The organism is Sphingobacterium sp. SGG-5, assembly GCF_011043525.1.
Taxonomy (GTDB): domain Bacteria; phylum Bacteroidota; class Bacteroidia; order Sphingobacteriales; family Sphingobacteriaceae; genus Sphingobacterium.
In genome coordinates, this window is record NZ_JAAKGO010000005.1 from 411,973 (window position 1) to 430,279 (window position 18,307).

18 protein-coding genes and 1 tRNA gene are annotated in these 18,307 nt (G+C 43.5%); 9 read left to right on the plus strand and 10 right to left on the minus strand.

Features of this window, described 5'->3' with window-relative positions; translation table 11 throughout:
* The first annotated feature begins 79 nt into the window (after positions 1-79).
* Together G5B30_RS10190 and G5B30_RS10195 are read left to right on the plus strand one after the other, a co-directional pair.
* The gene (locus G5B30_RS10190; protein WP_165319869.1) at positions 80-1,858 is read left to right on the plus strand and encodes an ABC transporter ATP-binding protein; all 1,779 of its coding nucleotides are present in this window, start codon (positions 80-82) and stop codon (positions 1,856-1,858) included.
* An 83-nt stretch (positions 1,859-1,941) separates the two neighbouring features.
* Positions 1,942-2,015, plus strand: a tRNA-Ala gene (locus G5B30_RS10195).
* Between the two features lie 35 nt (positions 2,016-2,050).
* On the opposite strand, the gene G5B30_RS10200 is transcribed toward G5B30_RS10195, so the two are convergent.
* The 6 genes from G5B30_RS10200 to G5B30_RS10225 form a co-directional block, all read right to left on the minus strand.
* On the minus strand, positions 2,051-3,772 hold the full coding sequence (locus tag G5B30_RS10200; RefSeq protein WP_165319870.1) for a hypothetical protein: 1,722 nt from the start codon (positions 3,770-3,772) through the stop codon (positions 2,051-2,053).
* A 121-nt stretch (positions 3,773-3,893) separates the two neighbouring features.
* Positions 3,894-4,157 carry a 50S ribosomal protein L27 gene (gene rpmA, locus G5B30_RS10205; RefSeq protein ID WP_165319871.1) on the minus strand — a complete coding sequence of 88 codons (264 nt, stop codon included), beginning with the start codon at positions 4,155-4,157 and terminating at the stop codon, positions 3,894-3,896.
* A gap of 58 nt (positions 4,158-4,215) precedes the next feature.
* Positions 4,216-4,527: a 50S ribosomal protein L21 gene (rplU, locus tag G5B30_RS10210; RefSeq protein WP_165319872.1), complete on the minus strand. Its 312-nt coding sequence runs from the start codon at positions 4,525-4,527 to the stop codon at positions 4,216-4,218.
* A gap of 62 nt (positions 4,528-4,589) precedes the next feature.
* The gene (locus G5B30_RS10215) at positions 4,590-5,555 is read right to left on the minus strand and encodes a Gfo/Idh/MocA family protein (protein ID WP_165319873.1); all 966 of its coding nucleotides are present in this window, start codon (positions 5,553-5,555) and stop codon (positions 4,590-4,592) included.
* Between the two features lie 114 nt (positions 5,556-5,669).
* Complete coding sequence (locus tag G5B30_RS10220) at positions 5,670-6,113, minus strand: Hsp20/alpha crystallin family protein (RefSeq protein ID WP_165319874.1); 444 nt, start codon at positions 6,111-6,113, stop codon at positions 5,670-5,672.
* 108 nt (positions 6,114-6,221) lie between these two features.
* Complete coding sequence (locus tag G5B30_RS10225; protein ID WP_165319875.1) at positions 6,222-6,584, minus strand: dihydroneopterin aldolase; 363 nt, start codon at positions 6,582-6,584, stop codon at positions 6,222-6,224.
* Between the two features lie 54 nt (positions 6,585-6,638).
* On the opposite strand from G5B30_RS10225, the gene G5B30_RS10230 reads away from it, so the two are divergent.
* Positions 6,639-8,825: a S9 family peptidase gene (locus G5B30_RS10230; RefSeq protein WP_206367075.1), complete on the plus strand. Its 2,187-nt coding sequence runs from the start codon at positions 6,639-6,641 to the stop codon at positions 8,823-8,825.
* 106 nt (positions 8,826-8,931) lie between these two features.
* Positions 8,932-9,714 (plus strand): META domain-containing protein, encoded by a 783-nt coding sequence (locus G5B30_RS10235; protein ID WP_165319876.1) that lies wholly within the window; start codon positions 8,932-8,934, stop codon positions 9,712-9,714.
* An 8-nt stretch (positions 9,715-9,722) separates the two neighbouring features.
* On the opposite strand, the gene cysM is transcribed toward G5B30_RS10235, so the two are convergent.
* From cysM to G5B30_RS10255, 4 genes are all read right to left on the minus strand, one after another.
* The gene (cysM, locus tag G5B30_RS10240; RefSeq protein ID WP_165319877.1) at positions 9,723-10,595 is read right to left on the minus strand and encodes a cysteine synthase CysM; all 873 of its coding nucleotides are present in this window, start codon (positions 10,593-10,595) and stop codon (positions 9,723-9,725) included.
* Between the two features lies 1 nt (position 10,596).
* Positions 10,597-11,406, minus strand: coding sequence for a serine O-acetyltransferase EpsC (gene epsC, locus G5B30_RS10245; protein ID WP_165319878.1), 810 nt, complete (start codon positions 11,404-11,406; stop codon positions 10,597-10,599).
* Positions 11,407-11,472: 66 nt separating this feature from the next.
* Complete coding sequence (locus tag G5B30_RS10250; protein ID WP_165319879.1) at positions 11,473-11,856, minus strand: DUF3037 domain-containing protein; 384 nt, start codon at positions 11,854-11,856, stop codon at positions 11,473-11,475.
* Entirely contained in the window at positions 11,834-12,631 is a 798-nt protein-coding gene (locus tag G5B30_RS10255) for a HipA family kinase (protein WP_165319880.1), read from the minus strand. Before G5B30_RS10255 ends, G5B30_RS10250 begins: the two co-directional genes overlap by 23 nt.
* Positions 12,632-12,862: 231 nt before the next feature.
* On the opposite strand from G5B30_RS10255, the gene G5B30_RS10260 reads away from it, so the two are divergent.
* Genes G5B30_RS10260 through gldG form a run of 5 tightly spaced genes read left to right on the plus strand, consistent with a single transcriptional unit; the run spans position 12,863 to position 18,303 of the window.
* Complete coding sequence (locus G5B30_RS10260) at positions 12,863-13,405, plus strand: DUF1599 domain-containing protein (RefSeq protein ID WP_165319881.1); 543 nt, start codon at positions 12,863-12,865, stop codon at positions 13,403-13,405.
* Between the two features lie 8 nt (positions 13,406-13,413).
* Positions 13,414-14,622 carry a BT_3928 family protein gene (locus G5B30_RS10265; RefSeq protein WP_165319882.1) on the plus strand — a complete coding sequence of 403 codons (1,209 nt, stop codon included), beginning with the start codon at positions 13,414-13,416 and terminating at the stop codon, positions 14,620-14,622.
* A 1-nt stretch (position 14,623) separates the two neighbouring features.
* Positions 14,624-15,133, plus strand: a complete 510-nt coding sequence (locus tag G5B30_RS10270) for a shikimate kinase (RefSeq protein ID WP_165319883.1) — start codon at positions 14,624-14,626, stop codon at positions 15,131-15,133.
* Between the two features lie 4 nt (positions 15,134-15,137).
* Complete coding sequence (locus tag G5B30_RS10275; protein WP_165319923.1) at positions 15,138-15,860, plus strand: ATP-binding cassette domain-containing protein; 723 nt, start codon at positions 15,138-15,140, stop codon at positions 15,858-15,860.
* Positions 15,861-15,885: 25 nt separating this feature from the next.
* Complete coding sequence (gene gldG / locus G5B30_RS10280; RefSeq protein WP_165319884.1) at positions 15,886-18,303, plus strand: gliding motility-associated ABC transporter substrate-binding protein GldG; 2,418 nt, start codon at positions 15,886-15,888, stop codon at positions 18,301-18,303.
* Positions 18,304-18,307: the final 4 nt, after the last annotated feature.

Genomic DNA, 18,307 nt, shown 5'->3' on the forward strand with positions numbered 1-18,307 from the left:
GAAAAGTAGTAAATAAAATCAATCCCTGCATGCTTTCGTAAGATATTTCCACGGAAAGCAGTACCTTTGCGTACAGCATATGAGAGAACTGGCGTATCTTAACAAATACTTCTACAAGTACAAGTGGCAACTAATTCCCGGGGTCGCCTTCGTCATCATATCCAATTATTTCGGAATCCTGCCCGCAAAGGTTATCCGAGAAGCGTTCGACCTGGTAAAAGAAAATATTGACCTTTATCGGCTTTATGACGGCTTTGGTCGTCAAGATCTTATTTACAACGTTTTTGGAAGCAGCCTTTTATTTTTCGGTGCTATCGTCCTTGCGCTCGCGTTGCTTCGTGGTCTCTTCCTCTTTCTGATGAGGCAGTCCATTATTCTGATTTCCCGGCATATTGAATATGACCTGAAAAACGAGATCTATAATCACTACCAGGAGCTGGATTTTTCATTCTTTCGGAAAAACAATACCGGCGACCTGATGAACCGAGCGACTGAGGATGTCAATCAAGTGCGTAACTACTTGGGACCCGCTATCATGTATGCCATCAATACCATAGCGCTGTCGCTGTTGGTGATCTATGCGATGTATGATGTTAACCCTACATTAGCAACCTATTCCTTAATACCTATTCCGATAATTGCTATTATTATTCTTTTTATCAATAAGATTATCAATAAAAGAAGTACCCGCATCCAAGCCCAGCTCTCCAAATTATCCTCCTTCGTACAGGAAACATTTTCAGGGATACGTGTCATCAAAACGTATGTAAAGGAACAGGAGAAGATGGATGAGTTTGCCCAAGAAAGCAATCATTACCGTGATACGGCATTGGACCTTGTGCGTGTGCAAGCGATATTTTTCCCCTTGATTATCTTTTTAGTGGGATTTAGTACGATTATTACGGTTTATATCGGCGGTATAGAGGTCAACAAAGGAACAATTACGGCAGGAAATATTGCCGAGTTTATTATATATGTCAATCAGCTCACCTTTCCGGCTATGGCCCTGGCCTGGGTGACATCACTCATACAACGCGCTGCAGCGTCACAAAAGCGGATCAACGAATTCCTGAAGACGAAGCCCCAAATTCAGAATGGCGCTATTACACATACTATCGAAGGGGATATTAGCCTATCTAATGTATCTTTCACCTATCCTGAAACCGGCATTAAAGCATTGGATAACGTTAGTGTTCATGTACCGAAAGGGAGCACATTAGCGATTATCGGCAAAACGGGGTCGGGTAAAACGACGCTCGCCAACTTGTTGCTCCGCACCTATGATGTAGACGAAGGTAGCATTCATATTGACGGAATCCAGCTGAAAGACTACGATTTTGGAGCATTAAGACAACAGGTTGGTTTTGTTCCACAACAAGTCTTCTTATTTTCGGATACCATAGCAAACAATATCGCTTTTGGATTGGACCACGCGGATAATGACAAAGTGGAACAAGCGGCTAAAGATGCGGCAGTATATGATAATATTATCGCTTTTGAACAGGGCTTCCAAACACATATCGGTGAGCGCGGCGTCACCTTATCCGGCGGACAAAAACAACGGGTATCCATCGCCCGGGCATTGATCAAAGATCCGAAAATATTGATATTCGATGATTGTTTATCGGCCGTAGACACCAAGACAGAAGAACATATACTGCATAATTTGTCCCGTATTATGAAAAACAGGACATCAATTTTCATTGCTCACCGCGTATCGACGATAAAAAATGCGGACCACATCATCGTATTGGATAACGGCAAGATAATGGAACAAGGCACACACCATCAGCTTTTAGAACAAAATGGAGAATATGCAGCACTCTATGAAAGCCAATTACTTCAATCTGCAGAATAATTTTAGAGTTACGGCATTGGAAAATATAATCTTCCATTAGCAACTGAATAAAGAAATTATTATCTTAGCGGACATTTTCACCCGGGGCATTAGCTCATTTGGCTAGAGCGCTACGCTGGCAGCGTAGAGGTGATCGGTTCGAATCCGATATGCTCCACAGACACACTTCATAGCGAGGTAGTTTTCAACAAATTACCTCTCTTCAGCTATCTCTCCCCGATCCATCAATATACGCCCTGCATGCCCACCCAGACCAACACATTGTTGTATACCCTCTTGCAAACTCTTCCATAACGTTTTAAAGAAAGAATATGCAGGCACCCGCGTATAGTTGACATAGCCTACACGGTGCTCACCATTAGCTGCCGGATTGCTATCATCAATCAGCAATTGGTTGACAAGAAAGGAAAGTACACCTTTCTTTTTTCTGGTCGGCTTATCTCCTGGCGTATAGAGCAGATTGATCTTAAGATCATCGTAGTCAAAACGAAATTCACCCCAGTTTTTATAATCGGTCCCTTGCATATCAAAACGTATGCCGTGTATATTGCCCGAACCAAATTCAAAATTAAGCAAGGGAGTTAGGATTCTGTTAAATGCCGGTGCCTGCATCCTACCTAATGTTCCTTTATAGGTGTGGCTACCGTTCTTGCTCAACATATCAAATCCAAATTGGGCGTGCAACACCCCTACCCCCATGATCTTGGCTTGTAGATCGGCCCGCATAAATTTATCTTTTACCAGCTTGCTCGTATCATTGGTCAAATTGGTGATATTCCCTTTTGCTTGCTGAAAAGTAATCACACCTTCCTGATTATACTTGGCACTATACTCCTGATAGGAAACATCGACATTATTTACGAAAATCGTATCACATCGAATGCGTTGATCCATTTTCATAACGATCTGATGCGGCGCCTCACCTACTTTAGAAATACTATCCTTCTGGAACCGCTTATCTTTATGAAACGAGGCAGAGCCACCTTTTATGTAAGCATACTTGGCATGAAGTAAACGATTGCTGGCCATTTCATTCATATCAATACCTTCTAACCGAAGTGTATCCCAAGCTAAGATGATCATCGCCTTATTCTTCTTATCTTGTTTAAAGTAATCAAGTTTACGAATTTTTGGTGCAAGGACAATCTTATGGAACAGTGCCTGCTGACTTTTACTGTGGAAAGTCAAACGCTCAAATTTTATTTTATACACACTATTCGGAAATTCGTAATCAAAACGGGGAATATCCAGATCGATCTCTTTTGCATAAAATAAACGAGAAGTATCACGAGCAGAATTTGCATCCAACAAAAAATCACCAATTACAATCTGGGTGCTATCTATAGCTACATCTGTAGATACCTCATCCTCATCCGTTACAGTCGACAACTTAAAATTCATATTATCCAGCGTGATTTGATCCACCTTTACTGCATTAAAATCATCTTTAATATGTTCATATAAAGATTTGGATTCCTTATTTTTCACGCTATCGGTATAGGCATGTTGTTTACGAATAAGATGGATAGCGGCCGAGTCTATTCGAATATGACCGATATTGATTTTTTTCACCACCAAAATATCCCAAATGCTCAGGCTTGTAAGTTCCAAAGAAGAGACTTTGATATGGAAGCGGTTGTCCGGAGCTTTTTGAGCGGCCTCCAGTCTATGATAGATTGTGGAATCAGAAAGGAGTTCGGCATTTTGTAGGGTAACATTTCCTGCCAGAAGATTGACATCAAGAGCATCATAGTTTAAGGTATATAAACTATCGGTGGATTTTACTATCCGCTCTGTCAGTTTGGCTTTAATGGTGGACTTCCAGGCCCGGATATAATACCACCCCACTCCCAGCAATATCAGAATAACCACCATGATGGTTCCAAGAATAATCTTACGGCGGTTATACTTCATACTAAACTGAGGATTACACATCGTCTACATAAAAAACAATATAATAACCAATATGTTTAGCATGAAAAAACCTCCAAGAGTTATCCCTTGAAGGTTTTGTATAATGTTGTTAAGTTCAACCTTAGTTTTGCTCGGCAGGAATTACCGAAACATAAGATTTATTGTTTGCTTTTTTACGGAAAACAACAGTACCGTCAACTAAAGCATGTAAGGTATGGTCTCTACCAATACCTACATTTTTATCTGGATTGTGTTGTGTACCACGCTGACGAACGATAATGTTGCCGGCAATAGCTTGTTGACCACCAAAAATTTTGACGCCCAATCTCTTACTGTGTGACTCACGGCCGTTCTTCGAACTACCCGCACCTTTTTTGTGTGCCATTTCTTTATCTAATTTATGATCCTAAGACCTGTGATTAAAATACTTTTAAAAACTTTACTTACAGACTAATACCCGTAATCTGGATTTTAGTAAACTGCTGACGGTGTCCGTTTTTCTTCTTGTAACCTTTACGGCGTTTTTTCTTAAAAACGATAACTTTATCACCTTTCAAATGAGACAAAATCGTAGCCGAAACTTTAGCTCCTGAGATACTTGGCGCACCTACAGTAAATTTACCACCGTCCTCTGCTAACAATACATTGTCAAATTCAATACTAGCGCCTTCTTCTCCTTGTAAACGGTGCACAAAAAGAGACTGGTCTTTTGCAACCTTAAATTGCTGTCCTGCTATATTTACTATTGCGTACATTGTTATTTATATATAATTATTTAATGAGTGGCAAAGATAGCAGATTATTTCGGATTGCACAATTATTTTTTTGTAAATGCATCCATGATCTCCATACAAACGACACCATCTTCGATCGAACAGGGATTATCTCGCTGATCTAAGAAATACTGAACAGTGTGCGCAATCATGGGCTGCTGCACATGCGGGAGCGGCTCAAAGGGAAATTCTTCCGTAGAACCTTCCCGCTCCAAAACAATGGGCGTGCCCTCGAAGAAGGAAAACCGTAAAACACCGTCTGTCCCCAATATCTCACACGTATCTTTTTGCTGTTGTTGTCCAAAATCCCATACGCCGTTGAATAAAACATCGTCTGCAAATAAAACCTGCCCCGAAACACGGGTTGCCGGAGCTTCCAACCCATAGGCGTCCGACAGGCCACAATAATGCACCGGTTTACCAAAGATGGCCAACATCAGATCCAATTGATGAGGTGCCAGATCATGGAATAGACCACCGCCTGAAATTGCAGGATCTACACGCCATTTATTTTTGGATATGGACAGGACTTCGGCAGACTGTGCCTTTTTATAGATCTTGAGCTGTACCAGCGTAGGCTTTCCGATAAGCCCCGTCTGAACAATGTCTTTTATCTTCAAAAAATAGGGATTGGCCCTACGGTAATGGGCCACCACCAATTTGCCACCATACCGTGCCAACATGTCTTTCATCTGCCGGGCTTCCTCCGCATTTAAAGCCAAGGGTTTCTCCACATAAACCATTTTACCGGCCTGCAGCGACTTCTGTACATAATGAAGATGCACATAAGGAGGTGTCGCAATATATACGGCATTAATCTCCGGGTTGGCCAACATTTTATCCACATCCGTATACCACTGTGCTATACCATGCCGAGCAGCATAATCTTTCACCTTTTCTTCGTCGCGACGCATTACTGCTATCAGATCCGAATTTGGCACCTTTTTAAAAGCAGGACCGCTCTTCACTTCGGTCACATCGCCGGCACCGATCATCCCCCATTTTATCATAAGCAACTTCTATTTTCCGATAAACTTAGATAAAGTTAGTTTTATATGCAACAAAAAAGGCCCCGGTCTTGCAACCGGAACCCTTAACAACCAAACTTAATCAACCTCACAAAATTATTTAACGTCTATCAATCGCTTCGCGATAATAGCCTCTTCCTTTTTACCGACTTTTACATCCAGTACACCATCGGTATAAGAAGCTTCGATATTGTTATAATCTACGGTATCAGGCAAGGTAAATGACCGGGAGAATGACGTAAAGCTATACTCTTTCTTACTGTACAATTTTTCCTTGACTTCTGTTTCTTCTGTCTTATCCACAGAAATAGTAATAATGTTTTTATCCACATTGATCTTAAAGTCCGGTTTTTGCAAACCTGGAGCTGCTAATTCAATGTTGTAGGCCTCGGGAGTTTCCGTGATATTGACCGCGGGAACCCGCGTTACCAATCGGTCGGTAATGAATGAATCGTTAAATAGATTGTCAAATACAGAATTGACAAAAGGGTTTACACCATCTGTGTTGATTGCTCGTGTTGGAAATTTAATTAATGCCATTGTTATATCCTCCTATTGTTTTTAATGTTATACATGCATGATTAATCAAGTTGTATTCCAAAACCAAAAACATGACTTTTTGTCTTATTGGAAGAATATTTTAAGACATTATGGCATTCCCCAACTCAGAGCTACCTCTGAGTTTGCCAAATCTCCACCAAACGCGGGATTAATCTTACGTATATTTACAACTGCCTTCGTTAGAAAGTTATACTTCTTTAACACCGCATCCAAGATATCTTCTGCTGCAGATTCCAACAATTTACGCTTAGGACTCATCACTTCCACGAGCAATTGATACAATTCCTCATAATTCACGGTATTATTCAAATCTTCTGCGTTTTCATTTTTAAAAGGAAAATACACTTCCAGTGACACAAAAAATTCATTTCCGACAATTTGTTCCTCTTCATAGAACCCGATGGGCGAGAAAAAACGAACCTCCGATAAAGCTACTTTTTGGGTTATCATTCTCTAAAATAAACACAAATTTTCATTTTTCACATAAATACCTAACTTCGTTTCATGTTTACACCGATCAAGAAACTAGTATTACTTTTTTTACTCGGCTCATCTTGCGCTTATGCGCAACGTAACTTTACGATTGATGAAACCGTATATGGTCCGGGCAAATTTGCACCCAAGACATTTTACGCACTCCAATGGCTGGCCACTGACGATGCGATCAGCCATTTGAACGAAGATTACCAAAAGCTTATCGTAAGAGAACACAAAGACAATTGGGCACCCCGAGAACTGATCGCAGTTACAGATCTACAAGAGGCTATCAACGAAACGCTTCCCGCAGAAAAAATCACACTGAAAATATTTCCACCTTCGTATACATGGAAATCCGATCGGGTATTTTCGTTTTCCGTCGCTGGCGACAAGTCAACCTATACACTGGATTACGACATCCGTACAAAAAAAGCCACAATCGTCGCTACGATCCCAAGCACCGCATTAAGCCCCGAATACAGTTGGGACAATAGTAACGTAGCCTATCTTGTTGGAAACAACATTGAGATTGTCAACCGGTATGGACAGACAACGCAAGTGACAGCAGATACGGTCGATGGTATTGTCAATGGCTCGGAGTATGTCCACCGTCAGGAGTTTGGTATAAACAAAGGCATGTGGTGGTCTCCGGACAATCGGAAACTTTTATACTACCGTAAGGATGAGACGATGGTCACCAAATACCCGCTTCCGCAATGGGACACACGTATTGCCACCATCAAAGACATCCGATATCCGATGGCGGGAATGAAAAGTGAAGAGGTGACACTGGTGGTGTACAATACCGAAACCAAGCAATACGTAACCCTACAGACCGGAGAACCCAAAGAGCAATACCTGACGACGGTGACTTGGGATCCTTCCGGCGAATATATTTACGTAGGCGTACTCAACCGAGGACAGGATCACCTCCAACTGAACCAATACAACGCACAGACAGGCGCATTTGTCAAAACCTTATTCGAAGAACGCTCGGCTACCTGGGTAGAACCACAGCAACCCTTGATCTTCCTCCCACAAGATGCGGATCAGTTTCTATACCAAACCGATAAAGACGGGTATAACCAACTCTATCTTTACGACACATCGGGCAAGCTGCTTAGACATCTTGGATACGAGGATATCGTCGTTACAGCATTCCAGGGCTTCGATAGCAAAGGCCGGAAAGCGTATTATATAGGCGCTATAAACAAGGGCTTAGAACGCCATTTATTTGAGGTCGATTTAAGATCCGGAAAAACAAAACAGCTCACCACTGAAGGCGGTGTGCATGAAGCTTCCATAAGCCCGAGCGGCCGTTTTATATGCGATCAATACAGCAACCTAAGCACGCCCAACAAAATAAGCGTCCTTTCGGGAAATGGCAAGAAAGCTACTGTCCTATTAGAGGCCGATAATCCTTTCATTGGAACAATAACATTGCCGCATATCGAGATCAGAGAATTTACTTCTGCGGATGGGAAAACACCTTTAAATGCACGTATCACTTATCCTCCCCATTTCGATAGCAGCAAAAAGTATCCTGTAATGATCTATCTGTATGGCGGATCACACGCACAATTGGTCACCGACAGATGGTTAGGTGGCGTAGGCTATTTTGATTTGTATATGGCCCAAAAGGGTTATGTGGTGTTCACGCTTGACAACCGAGGCTCAGACGCACGCGGACGGGACTTTACGCGTGTTACGCACCGTCAGCTGGGAGAAGCTGAAATGGCCGATCAACTGGTCGGTATTCGTTATTTACAGTCTCTTCCCTATATAGACCGGGATAAAATGGGCATCTTCGGCTGGAGCTTCGGCGGTTTTATGACCACCTCACTGATGACTAAACACAACGACATCTTTCACGCCGCGGTCGCAGGAGGACCCGTTATGGATTGGAAGTATTATGAAGTGATGTACGGCGAACGTTATATGGATACACCGCAAGAAAACCCGGAAGGATACAAAAAAACATCGTTGTTGAACAAAGCGGATCAGCTGAAGGGCAACCTGCTTATTATTCATGGGGCACAGGATCCTGTAGTTGTACAGCAGCACAGCATGGACTTTATAGAACAGTGTATCAAGCATGGAAAACAGGTTGATTACTTCCTTTATCCTACGCATGAACATAATGTAAGTGGTAAAGACCGAATCCATTTGTATGAAAAGGTCGCGCGGTATTTTGACCTTCATCTTAAAAATTAGATATAGGTTTTAAACTTTAGCTACGCTTCCTTGTTCTATAATAAATGTATAGACGTTGTAGCGAAAGAATCAAAAGAGACGTTTATCATCAGCAAAATAACGTGTAATGAAATTTAACATCATACTAATCGCAGCAGTTCTTTTCTGTATCGTAAACAGTTGTGGGTTGCGTAAACAAGAAAGCACCGCACAGGTGGAAAACAGTACAGATATTTATCAAGGAAAATGGAAGCTCATTGAGCTGAACGGAAGTCCCGTGGCGGATAAAGTCAACGGTAAAGAGCCTTTCCTCGTGTTCGACAAAACCACAAAACGCTATTCGGCCTCGGGAGGCTGTAATGGCTTAGGCGGAAACTTTGAACTCAAAGCAAACCAACAGATAACTTTTTCGCAGGGTATGTCTACCATGATGGCCTGTCAGGATATGACGATCGAACGGGGTTTCGGTCAGCTCTTTGCCCAAGCGGATAACTATACCCTAGCGGGCGACATCCTATCCTTGAAAAAAGGCAAGGAAACGTTAGCAAAATTTAAAACGATGCCTCAACAAAATGCAAATTTAGAAGGCACCTGGCAGTTGGATTATCTAGGCGATCCGGGTGAAAACTTCGAAGAGCTGTATGCCAACAAAAAACCAACGATTACATTCAATCTTACCGAGAAGAAAATCTCCGGGAACAGCAGCTGCAACAATTATTTCAGCACATTTAACACCGAAGGGAGCACAATCCGCTTCGGCGAGATTGGATCTACCCGCATGTTCTGCCCCGGCAACGGCGAAGCGGTTTTCTTTGAAAACTTAAAAAAGGTCAACGCATTTAGTGTGCAAGGCGACCAGCTCCATTTCATAATGGGCGATATTGCTATTATGCGGTTTAAAAAAATCTAACGGAATTTTTACCCAAACAAATCCGAGCTCAGATAACGATCCCCTCGATCGCAAGAGATAAAGACAATCACGCCCTCATCGATTTCATCCACGATCTGCAGGGCAGCGTGAAATGCTCCACCTGTGCTCATACCCGAAAACACGCCCGCTTCACGCGCCAAGGCCCTCGACCGCTGTACCGCATCTTCCTGACTGACGTCAATGACACGATCTACCCGCGAAGCATCAAATATTTTTGGCAGATAAGCCACAGGCCAGCGACGGATCCCCGGAATAGAAGCCTCTTCCGTGGGCTGACAGCCGACAATCTGGACTTCGGAATTTTGTTCCTTTAGAAACATGGAGCACCCCATGATGGTACCTGTAGTACCCATAGCACTCACAAAATGCGTAATCGTGCCCGCCGTATCCCGCCATATTTCAGGCCCTGTTGTTTTAATATGTGCTTTATAGTTATCCGGATTCGAAAATTGATTCAAAATGAAGATACCTTCTTTTTCTGCCTTCTCTTCCGCATAATCCCGACAGGTCTCCATACCCTCCAGCAAGGTCACCCGAGCACCATACGCCTTCATTGTCAGTGTGCGCTCGCGCGTAGAAGTCGTTGGCATCACCAGCTCCAGATCCAACCCATATATACCGGCAATCATCGCCAAGGCTATGCCCGTATTGCCGCTCGTCGCTTCGATAAGCTTATCTCCTTTTTTGATATCCCCACGTTCCATCGCTGACTTTATCATATTCAACGCAGGGCGGTCTTTAACCGACCCCGCAGGATTGTTCCCTTCGAGCTTCACAAAGATCTGCACCTTTGGGTTGTTGTGAAAACCTTTAATTTCGACCAGTGGCGTATTGCCGATAGCATCTATAATATTTCCCATGTTATAAAGCAGGTTTTGTGTCAATAAATTTTGAATTTGGTTGGTGATACACCGTGGTATACGGCGGCACGCTTGCCGTCAGCCATACATTTCCGCCGATCACCGAATGATGGCCTACCTGCGTTTCACCGCCCAGGATAGTCGCACCGGCATAGATAATCACATGATCCTCAATAATAGGATGTCGCTGCTTGCCCGCGAATATTTTGTCCACACTCAGTGCACCCAAAGTCACCCCTTGGTAGAGCTTCACATGATCACCGATGATGCATGTCTCACCGATTACCAGTCCGGTACCATGGTCTATATACAAATACTTTCCGATCTGTGCTCCCGGATGTATGTCAATCCCTGTTTTCGAATGCACATATTCCGTAAGAATTCGTGGAATAAGCGGCACTCCCGCCTTCCATAGCTCGTGAGCCATGCGATAAATACATATCGCTGTAAAGCCCGGATAGGTACGTATTACTTCTCGGATACTCTGTGCCGCAGGGTCACCGTTCATAATCGCCTCCGCATCCGTCTGCATCACTTCATATACGGCAGGCAGATCTTCAAAAAACCGACGGGCAATCTCTTTATTATCACAATGGGAACAGGCTTTGGTTTTGAGCAGCAGCTCAAATAATTCATTTTCAGCCTGCTCAAAGGCTAATTTAATTTCCTCTACACTCTGAAATCCTTTTGAATTCTGTTCGGGAAACAAGAGATGTAGCACATTCTGGGCCCACTTCGCGATATCCTTATTCGAAGGCATATCCTGCACCTCCAGCTGCTTCAAAAACAAATGCCTATAAAATTCATCCATGTTTTTTAATCCTATTTATACAAAATTATATAAAATGCTTTGCATTCACGGTATATACCTATCACCTTATAGCACGGTTTTTTCAAATAATTCCTGAAGGGTCTCTTCCGCAGACACACATAATCCGGGATGCACGACCGAACATTGAATGATCGTACTCCTTTTTGCGGTAAGCCACCGAAATCGCTCTGCTTGCTCCAATTGTGCGATCCGACCGGCACTCTTATCACCCACACATATCTGTTGAAATGCATACAAATGATTCCTGATCAAGGGTAAGTCAGCAGATGGATCCATAGCCAGCAATTTCTTTTCATCGACATGTATTCTGACCGCTGCAAAACGTTGCTTTTTACAATACAGGGCCACACCTACATTGACAAACTCTTCCCGTTCAACACGAGGCACCACACGTATTACAGCATATTCATATACGGTTCTTTCGCTCATGTTCTATCTGCTTAATAAATACATCCGATTGCTGTATACGTCTACTCAGGAATTCTACATACACCGCACGCACTTCATCTGCCGAAAGATCCCTACCCGCCTCGATCAACCATTCGTCGGGGACAGCTGCCAGTATCTGTCGGATATTTTCTTCTGAAAAATAGGATCGGTACGTTTGGTCAACTTCACGCACGCGGGAAGCTTTTTCCAGCAAGACATGATCCTTTATCTGCACAAAGGGCTTTCCCACCTGCTCCTGCCAGTTGTCCCAGGTATGGTGAAAATACAAGGCCGCACCATGATCAATGAGCCACAATTCGTTATGCCAAATGAGTAAGTTGGTATTACGTGCGGTACGATCGACATTCATCAATAACGAATCCAGCCAGACAATTTTCGATGCTTCCAGTTCGTCCACCGTATCCACATGAGCATCAAAAGTTATCGCTCCGTTCAAAAAGTGAACACCTAAGTTCTTGCCCACGGAAAAACGTAATAAGTCCTGGATTTCTTCATCCGGTTCGGTTCGTGCAAAAGACTCATCCAGTTCAGCAAACACCATTTCGGGCATGCGAAGTCCCAAAAGCCGGGCAAGCTCTCCGCCGATCAGCTCGGCTACTAAAGCTTTCTTTCCCTGTCCGGCACCGCGAAACTTGATGACATAACTAAAGCCATCGTCGGCATCCACCAAAGCAGGAAGCGAACCTCCCTCGCGAAAGGGCTGAATATAACGGATAATGTTTACCTCCCTGATTTCGGGTTTTTCTATCTTCATCAGACAAGTTATTTCTATCAAAAATACTCAAAATACCCGCATTTCAAATAAATAAACCGCGATACGGTCCCATTTTTTATTCATTCGTATTTACTTTTTTTGGCATTCATGAACACTTGGTGGTTTTCTGCAAACCGAACACTGTGAGTTCATTTAACATTCGGTTGGTGAATACAGCACATTTTGTATAAGTTTGTACTTAAACTATTGACAAAGTCGCAACCTCATTCTATGGACACCACGACAGCATACAATACGGTTATCCAACACTGTAAAGACTTATTCCTCAAGAAAACAAAAGACTATGGCACAGCTTGGCGTATTATGCGCCTATCCTCCATTACCGATCAGCTATATATAAAAGCACAACGTATTCGGACACTGGAAATTAAAAAAGTCTCCAAAGTCGGGGAAGGTATTATCGATGAGTATATCGGCATTGTCAATTATTGCGTGATCGCATTAATGCAGCTCGAACTGGGAGAAGAGGGAGAAGAGAATCTGGATATCGCATTTGTGGAACAGCAGTATACGGAAAAAGTGAATGAAACACGCGATCTGATGTTTGCCAAAAACCACGATTACGGCGAGGCATGGCGGGATATGCGTACATCCTCGATGACAGACCTGATTCTGATGAAGCTCCATCGGGTCAAACAGATCGAAGACAACGATGGTCAGACATTAGTATCAGAAGGTTTGAAGGCCAACTACCAAGATATGCTCAATTATGCCGTCTTTGCACTGATCAAGATGGGATTGGCCAAACAATAATATTTCTTATGGCAGCAAACACCTCATATTACGCGGCACACGCCGAGAAAACATCCAAGCCCGACATTCTGTTAGGGGTTAGCAGAGTACTCGTCGGCTTGCTTTTTATTTTTTCGGGATTGATTAAAGCCAACGACCCGATGGGCTTTGGTTATAAACTACAGGAATATTTTCATGTGTTCCACATGAACTTCCTCAACGACTACAGTACCTGGATAGCTATTATTATCTGCGCTCTCGAAGTGATCTTAGGTGCCTTGTTATTGGTGGGAATTGCAGGGCGCAAGGTGGCCTGGGGCTTACTCCTGCTGATCCTGTTTTTCACCTTCCTTACCTTCTATTCTGCCTTTTTTGAGGTGGTGACGTCCTGCGGCTGTTTTGGAGATGCCATCCCCCTAACACCTTGGCAGTCTTTCATCAAAGACCTGATTTTGCTGGCATTTATCGTCGTTATATTTAGTAAACGCGCTAAGATACGACCGATTACTAAAAACCCGATGTTAAGTAACCTGCTGACTTTCCTGATTATTGTTTCATCGGTTGCCTTCGGATTATATACAACTTATTACCTTCCGGTTATTGACTTTCTTCCTTATAAAGAAGGCAATCATCTTCCTGATTTGATGAAGATACCGGAGGGGGCGCCCTTAGATGAGTACGAACACACGTATCATCTCAAAAACAAGGTGACAGGCGAAACAAAAACGGTCAACGATAAAGTGTATATGGATCAAAAAATATGGGAAGACGAACGTTGGGAGATTGTCGGCGAACCGGAGACTCGACTGATCAAGAAAGGATATCAACTTCCTATACCCGACCTGATCATATCCGACGCGGAAGGTATAGATGTGACCCCGGAAATCGTCTCAAACCCTTATTACAACTTCATTGTAGTGAGTACGGATGTCACCAAGCTTGATCCTATCGATTATCTCGCTCTGGACAGAATAAACAATACATTACGGGAGATCAGCAACGAAGAAAACATACGCGTCATACTGCTAACCTCGAGTTCTTCAGACGATGCGAATTACCTGAATAGCCAATTGGAGTTGGTATTGGAAATTTTTTATGCCGATGCCGTGCCACTGAAAAGCATGGTAAGATCCAACCCCGGAGTACTCTTGATGCGAAACGGAACGGTGATCAAAAAATGGTCAAAAGTAACATTCCCTGATAAGGATAAACTCATTGCCAACTATCTAAAGAAATAGCATGACAACACCTATCTTTTTGATTGGATTTATGGGGAGCGGCAAGACGACCTGGGGAAAAAAGATTGCCAACAAATTAGGAATTCCCTTTGTGGACCTGGACCAGGAAATTGTCGCCCACATCGGCATGAGCATACCCGAATATTTCACCGCCTTTGGAGAAGAAAAATTCCGTCAACTGGAAAGCGACTTCCTCAAACGTCAGCAGGGCAAGGAAGCCGTTATCTCTACGGGGGGAGGTACGCCATGCTACTATGATAATATGCAGTGGATGAAAGAAAACGGACTTTCCCTGTATCTCTATCACACCCCGCAATCACTTTGGGCCAGGTTGAGCGCATCTGATCTGAAGAAGCGCCCGGTACTACAAGGCTTTTCGGGGGATGAGCTGTTGGATTTTATCACGACAAAACTACAGGAAAGAGCGCCTTTTTATGAACAGGCCGATATCCAATTTGAACAGATACACACGACGTTGGATGACATCATCGATCGGATTGAAAAACAGTAACACCATGTCGATTGCTATTCAAAACCTGAGTAAAACGTACGGCACACAGCAAGCGCTGGATGACATCAGCTTCACCACACAATCGAACCATATCATTGGTTTTCTGGGACCTAATGGAGCCGGCAAATCAACAACGATGAAGATTCTAACGGGTATCTTGCCTTTTCAATCGGGCAAATGCCGGATCAACAATATCGACATTCAGTCGGATGCCTTGGAAGCCAAAAGGAATATCGGCTACCTGCCCGAAAACAACCCGTTATACCTCGACATGTATGTCCGCGAAATCCTTTCTTTTGAAGCCAAGGTTCATCGGCTAAAAAATCCGAACAATAGGATCAACGAGGTTATCCGGCTCACAGGATTAGCGGCAGAACAACATAAAAAAATACATCAGCTATCGAAAGGATATAGACAACGGGTAGGTCTTGCCTTGGCTATTATACATGATCCGCAAGTACTTATACTGGACGAACCCACATCGGGGCTGGACCCAAATCAGATTCTGGAAATACGGTCGCTGATCAAAGCCTTGAGCAAGGATAAAACCGTGTTACTTTCTACGCATATCATGCAAGAGGTGGAAGCGATCTGTGAAGAGATTGTTGTTCTCGATAAGGGAAAAATAAAGGACCATTTTCTGTTATCGGAAAAACAATCCCGATACCCTGGAAAAAGTATGGAAGAAATATTTGTCTATTTGACGCACGCGGAAAGACAAACATGATAGGTTTACATAAAAACGCACAAAATTGTACAGTATTTATAGCAAAGAAGTCGCCAGCTATTTTAACGCATTAATTGGATATCTGGCCATTGGCTTATTTTTACTTCTGACGGGATTAATATTGTGGATATTCCCGGACACTTCCATTTTAGATGCCGGCTACGCATCGATGGAAGGCTTTTTTGGCATTGCCCCCTACCTCCTCATCTTTCTTGTCCCAGCAGTCACTATGCGCAGTATCGCGGGAGAGAAAGCGGATGGTACGTATGACCTGTTACTGAGCCGCCCGTTAACGTTGGCTCAAATTGTAATAGGCAAATATCTGGGTGGCCTTACAATCGCTTGTCTGGCTGTCCTACCTACGGTCGTATATGCGGTTACCCTTTATTTTTTAGCCTTTCCGCAAGGGAATATCGATCTGGGCGCTATCATCGGCTCCTACGTAGGCTTACTCTTGCTATGCAGTGCTTTTACGAGTCTATCGCTGTTTTGCTCCAGCCTGACAAAAAATGTGATCGTCGCCTTTTTATTAGCTGTTTTTGCTTGCTTTATTACTTTTTATGCATTCGGTGCCACGGCAGAAATGCCTATTTTCTACAACATACAGGAATATGTGAAGAACTGGGGCATACAGGAGCATTATGAGGCCGTGAGCCGAGGCGTGCTGACAGCCCGGGATTTCCTGTATTTCCTCAGTTTCACCGGTCTATTTTTGCTCCTCTCCATCGGTCATCTCGGCAGACAGCAAAGACCACGGAAGCAAACATTGCTTCGTTATGCAGGCAGTCTAATACTCTTATTGCTCGTTAATCAATCTTTTGTCTACTCCGTTTTTGGACGAATAGACTTTACAGCTGATAAACGGTTTACGCTCAGCAATACCACAAAGGATATCGTTAAAAAGATAGACAAGGAGCTCTATATCAATATTTTTTTAGACGGTGACGATCTTCCCTCCGGGTTTCAAAGACTTCGAAAAGCGGCATTGGATATGGCGCATGACTTAAAGTCTTATTCCGGTGGAAAAATCAAAGTCAATGTCATCGATCCCTTGGAAGGCGATCAAAGTCAACAATCGGAATTTACACAGGCGTTGATCAATCGCGGGCTATATCCTACGAATCTCAGCGTTAAGACCAGTTCGGGCTTTTCACAAAAACTGATTTTCCCGGCGGCTGTTGTCCATAATGACACACACGAAGTCAATGTCACCCTCTTACAGAACAGAACAGGTTTGACACCGGAGCAGGTGCTGAACAACTCCATCCAAAATCTGGAGTATGCTTTCGTGTCGGCAATCATGAAAATAAACAAAGAGACTGTTCCCTATATCGGTTTTACCGAAGGACATGGTGAACCTACAGATCTCGAACTCTATGATGCCATGCATACCCTGGCTGTTTCCAATCAAGTCGGACGACTACATCTGGACTCTATCGCCTTGGAAGATCTGAAGCAGATCAAGGTTATCGTGATTGCCCAACCGACCAAAAGGTTTTCGGAAAGTGACAAATATAAGTTGGATTATTATGTGCGGCACGGGGGAAATATCATCTGGGCAATAGATCAGATTGACGCCAGCCTGGACAATCTCCGCCAGTCCGGAGGAGCACAGCCTCTCATCGGCCGGGAGCTCAATCTGGACGATCAGCTGTTTCTGTATGGCGTACGCCTCAACTACGATATGATAGCCGATCTCAACTGTAGCCAAATCCCACTCTCCGTTGGGAATATCGCTGGGCAGGCACAGATCGAGCTGGCACCTTGGTACTTTTTCCCCATCCTGATGCCGACAAGTCAACATCCAATCGTCAAAAATCTTGACGGTATACGAACAGAATTTATCGGCACGATCGATACGATCGCTACAACGGGAATTACAAAAGAAGTTCTTTTACAGTCTTCGCCTTTTACACGGATCCTCCATACGCCCAGTACGATATCCTTACAAATGGTTGAAGAGCAACCTGACCCTGCGACGTTTCGTACAAAGCCTGCACCGGTAGCTATGTTGCTACAAGGAAAATTTCCATATATCTTTAAAGACAGGCCGGCACCAGATGGTATTGCACACCCAGTAGATGTATCTGATATTTCACAAACAGCCAAAATGCTCGTTATCGCCGATGGAGACTGGCTGATCAACCAAGTGAGTGCCAAAGATCAATCGCCATTCCCTTTAGGATGGGATCGATACACCGAACAGCAATATGCCAACAAGCTCTTTCTGGAAAACACGATAGACTATCTGCTGTATGATGAAAGTCTTATTGCTCTGCGCAACAGAGAAGTCAAACTGCGGCTGCTGGATCAGGCAAAAGTAAAAGACGAAAAGATAACCTGGCAGATTGTCAACGTCGGCTGCCCCCTTCTATTGTTGGTCCTTATCGGAACCGCCCAGCAGCTTTGGCGTAAACGGAAATATACCCATACCGTTCGGTAACAAC

What these genes read in the sequence shown, in the direction of transcription:
- G5B30_RS10225 (WP_165319875.1), bottom strand. Translation starts at nt 6,584, where the DNA reads ATGATAACCCAAAAAGTAGCTTTATCGGAGGTTCGTTTTTTCTCGCCC.
- rplU (WP_165319872.1), bottom strand. Translation starts at nt 4,527, where the DNA reads ATGTACGCAATAGTAAATATAGCAGGACAGCAATTTAAGGTTGCAAAA.
- G5B30_RS10270 (WP_165319883.1), top strand. Translation starts at nt 14,624, where the DNA reads ATGACAACACCTATCTTTTTGATTGGATTTATGGGGAGCGGCAAGACG.
- G5B30_RS10220 (WP_165319874.1), bottom strand. Translation starts at nt 6,113, where the DNA reads ATGGCATTAATTAAATTTCCAACACGAGCAATCAACACAGATGGTGTA.
- rpmA (WP_165319871.1), bottom strand. Translation starts at nt 4,157, where the DNA reads ATGGCACACAAAAAAGGTGCGGGTAGTTCGAAGAACGGCCGTGAGTCA.
- G5B30_RS10215 (WP_165319873.1), bottom strand. Translation starts at nt 5,555, where the DNA reads ATGATAAAATGGGGGATGATCGGTGCCGGCGATGTGACCGAAGTGAAG.
- G5B30_RS10265 (WP_165319882.1), top strand. Translation starts at nt 13,414, where the DNA reads ATGGCAGCAAACACCTCATATTACGCGGCACACGCCGAGAAAACATCC.
- G5B30_RS10255 (WP_165319880.1), bottom strand. Translation starts at nt 12,631, where the DNA reads ATGAAGATAGAAAAACCCGAAATCAGGGAGGTAAACATTATCCGTTAT.
- G5B30_RS10235 (WP_165319876.1), top strand. Translation starts at nt 8,932, where the DNA reads ATGAAATTTAACATCATACTAATCGCAGCAGTTCTTTTCTGTATCGTA.
- cysM (WP_165319877.1), bottom strand. Translation starts at nt 10,595, where the DNA reads ATGGGAAATATTATAGATGCTATCGGCAATACGCCACTGGTCGAAATT.
- G5B30_RS10200 (WP_165319870.1), bottom strand. Translation starts at nt 3,772, where the DNA reads ATGAAGTATAACCGCCGTAAGATTATTCTTGGAACCATCATGGTGGTT.
- G5B30_RS10190 (WP_165319869.1), top strand. Translation starts at nt 80, where the DNA reads ATGAGAGAACTGGCGTATCTTAACAAATACTTCTACAAGTACAAGTGG.
- G5B30_RS10250 (WP_165319879.1), bottom strand. Translation starts at nt 11,856, where the DNA reads ATGAGCGAAAGAACCGTATATGAATATGCTGTAATACGTGTGGTGCCT.
- G5B30_RS10230 (WP_206367075.1), top strand. Translation starts at nt 6,639, where the DNA reads ATGTTTACACCGATCAAGAAACTAGTATTACTTTTTTTACTCGGCTCA.
- G5B30_RS10260 (WP_165319881.1), top strand. Translation starts at nt 12,863, where the DNA reads ATGGACACCACGACAGCATACAATACGGTTATCCAACACTGTAAAGAC.
- G5B30_RS10275 (WP_165319923.1), top strand. Translation starts at nt 15,138, where the DNA reads ATGTCGATTGCTATTCAAAACCTGAGTAAAACGTACGGCACACAGCAA.
- epsC (WP_165319878.1), bottom strand. Translation starts at nt 11,406, where the DNA reads ATGGATGAATTTTATAGGCATTTGTTTTTGAAGCAGCTGGAGGTGCAG.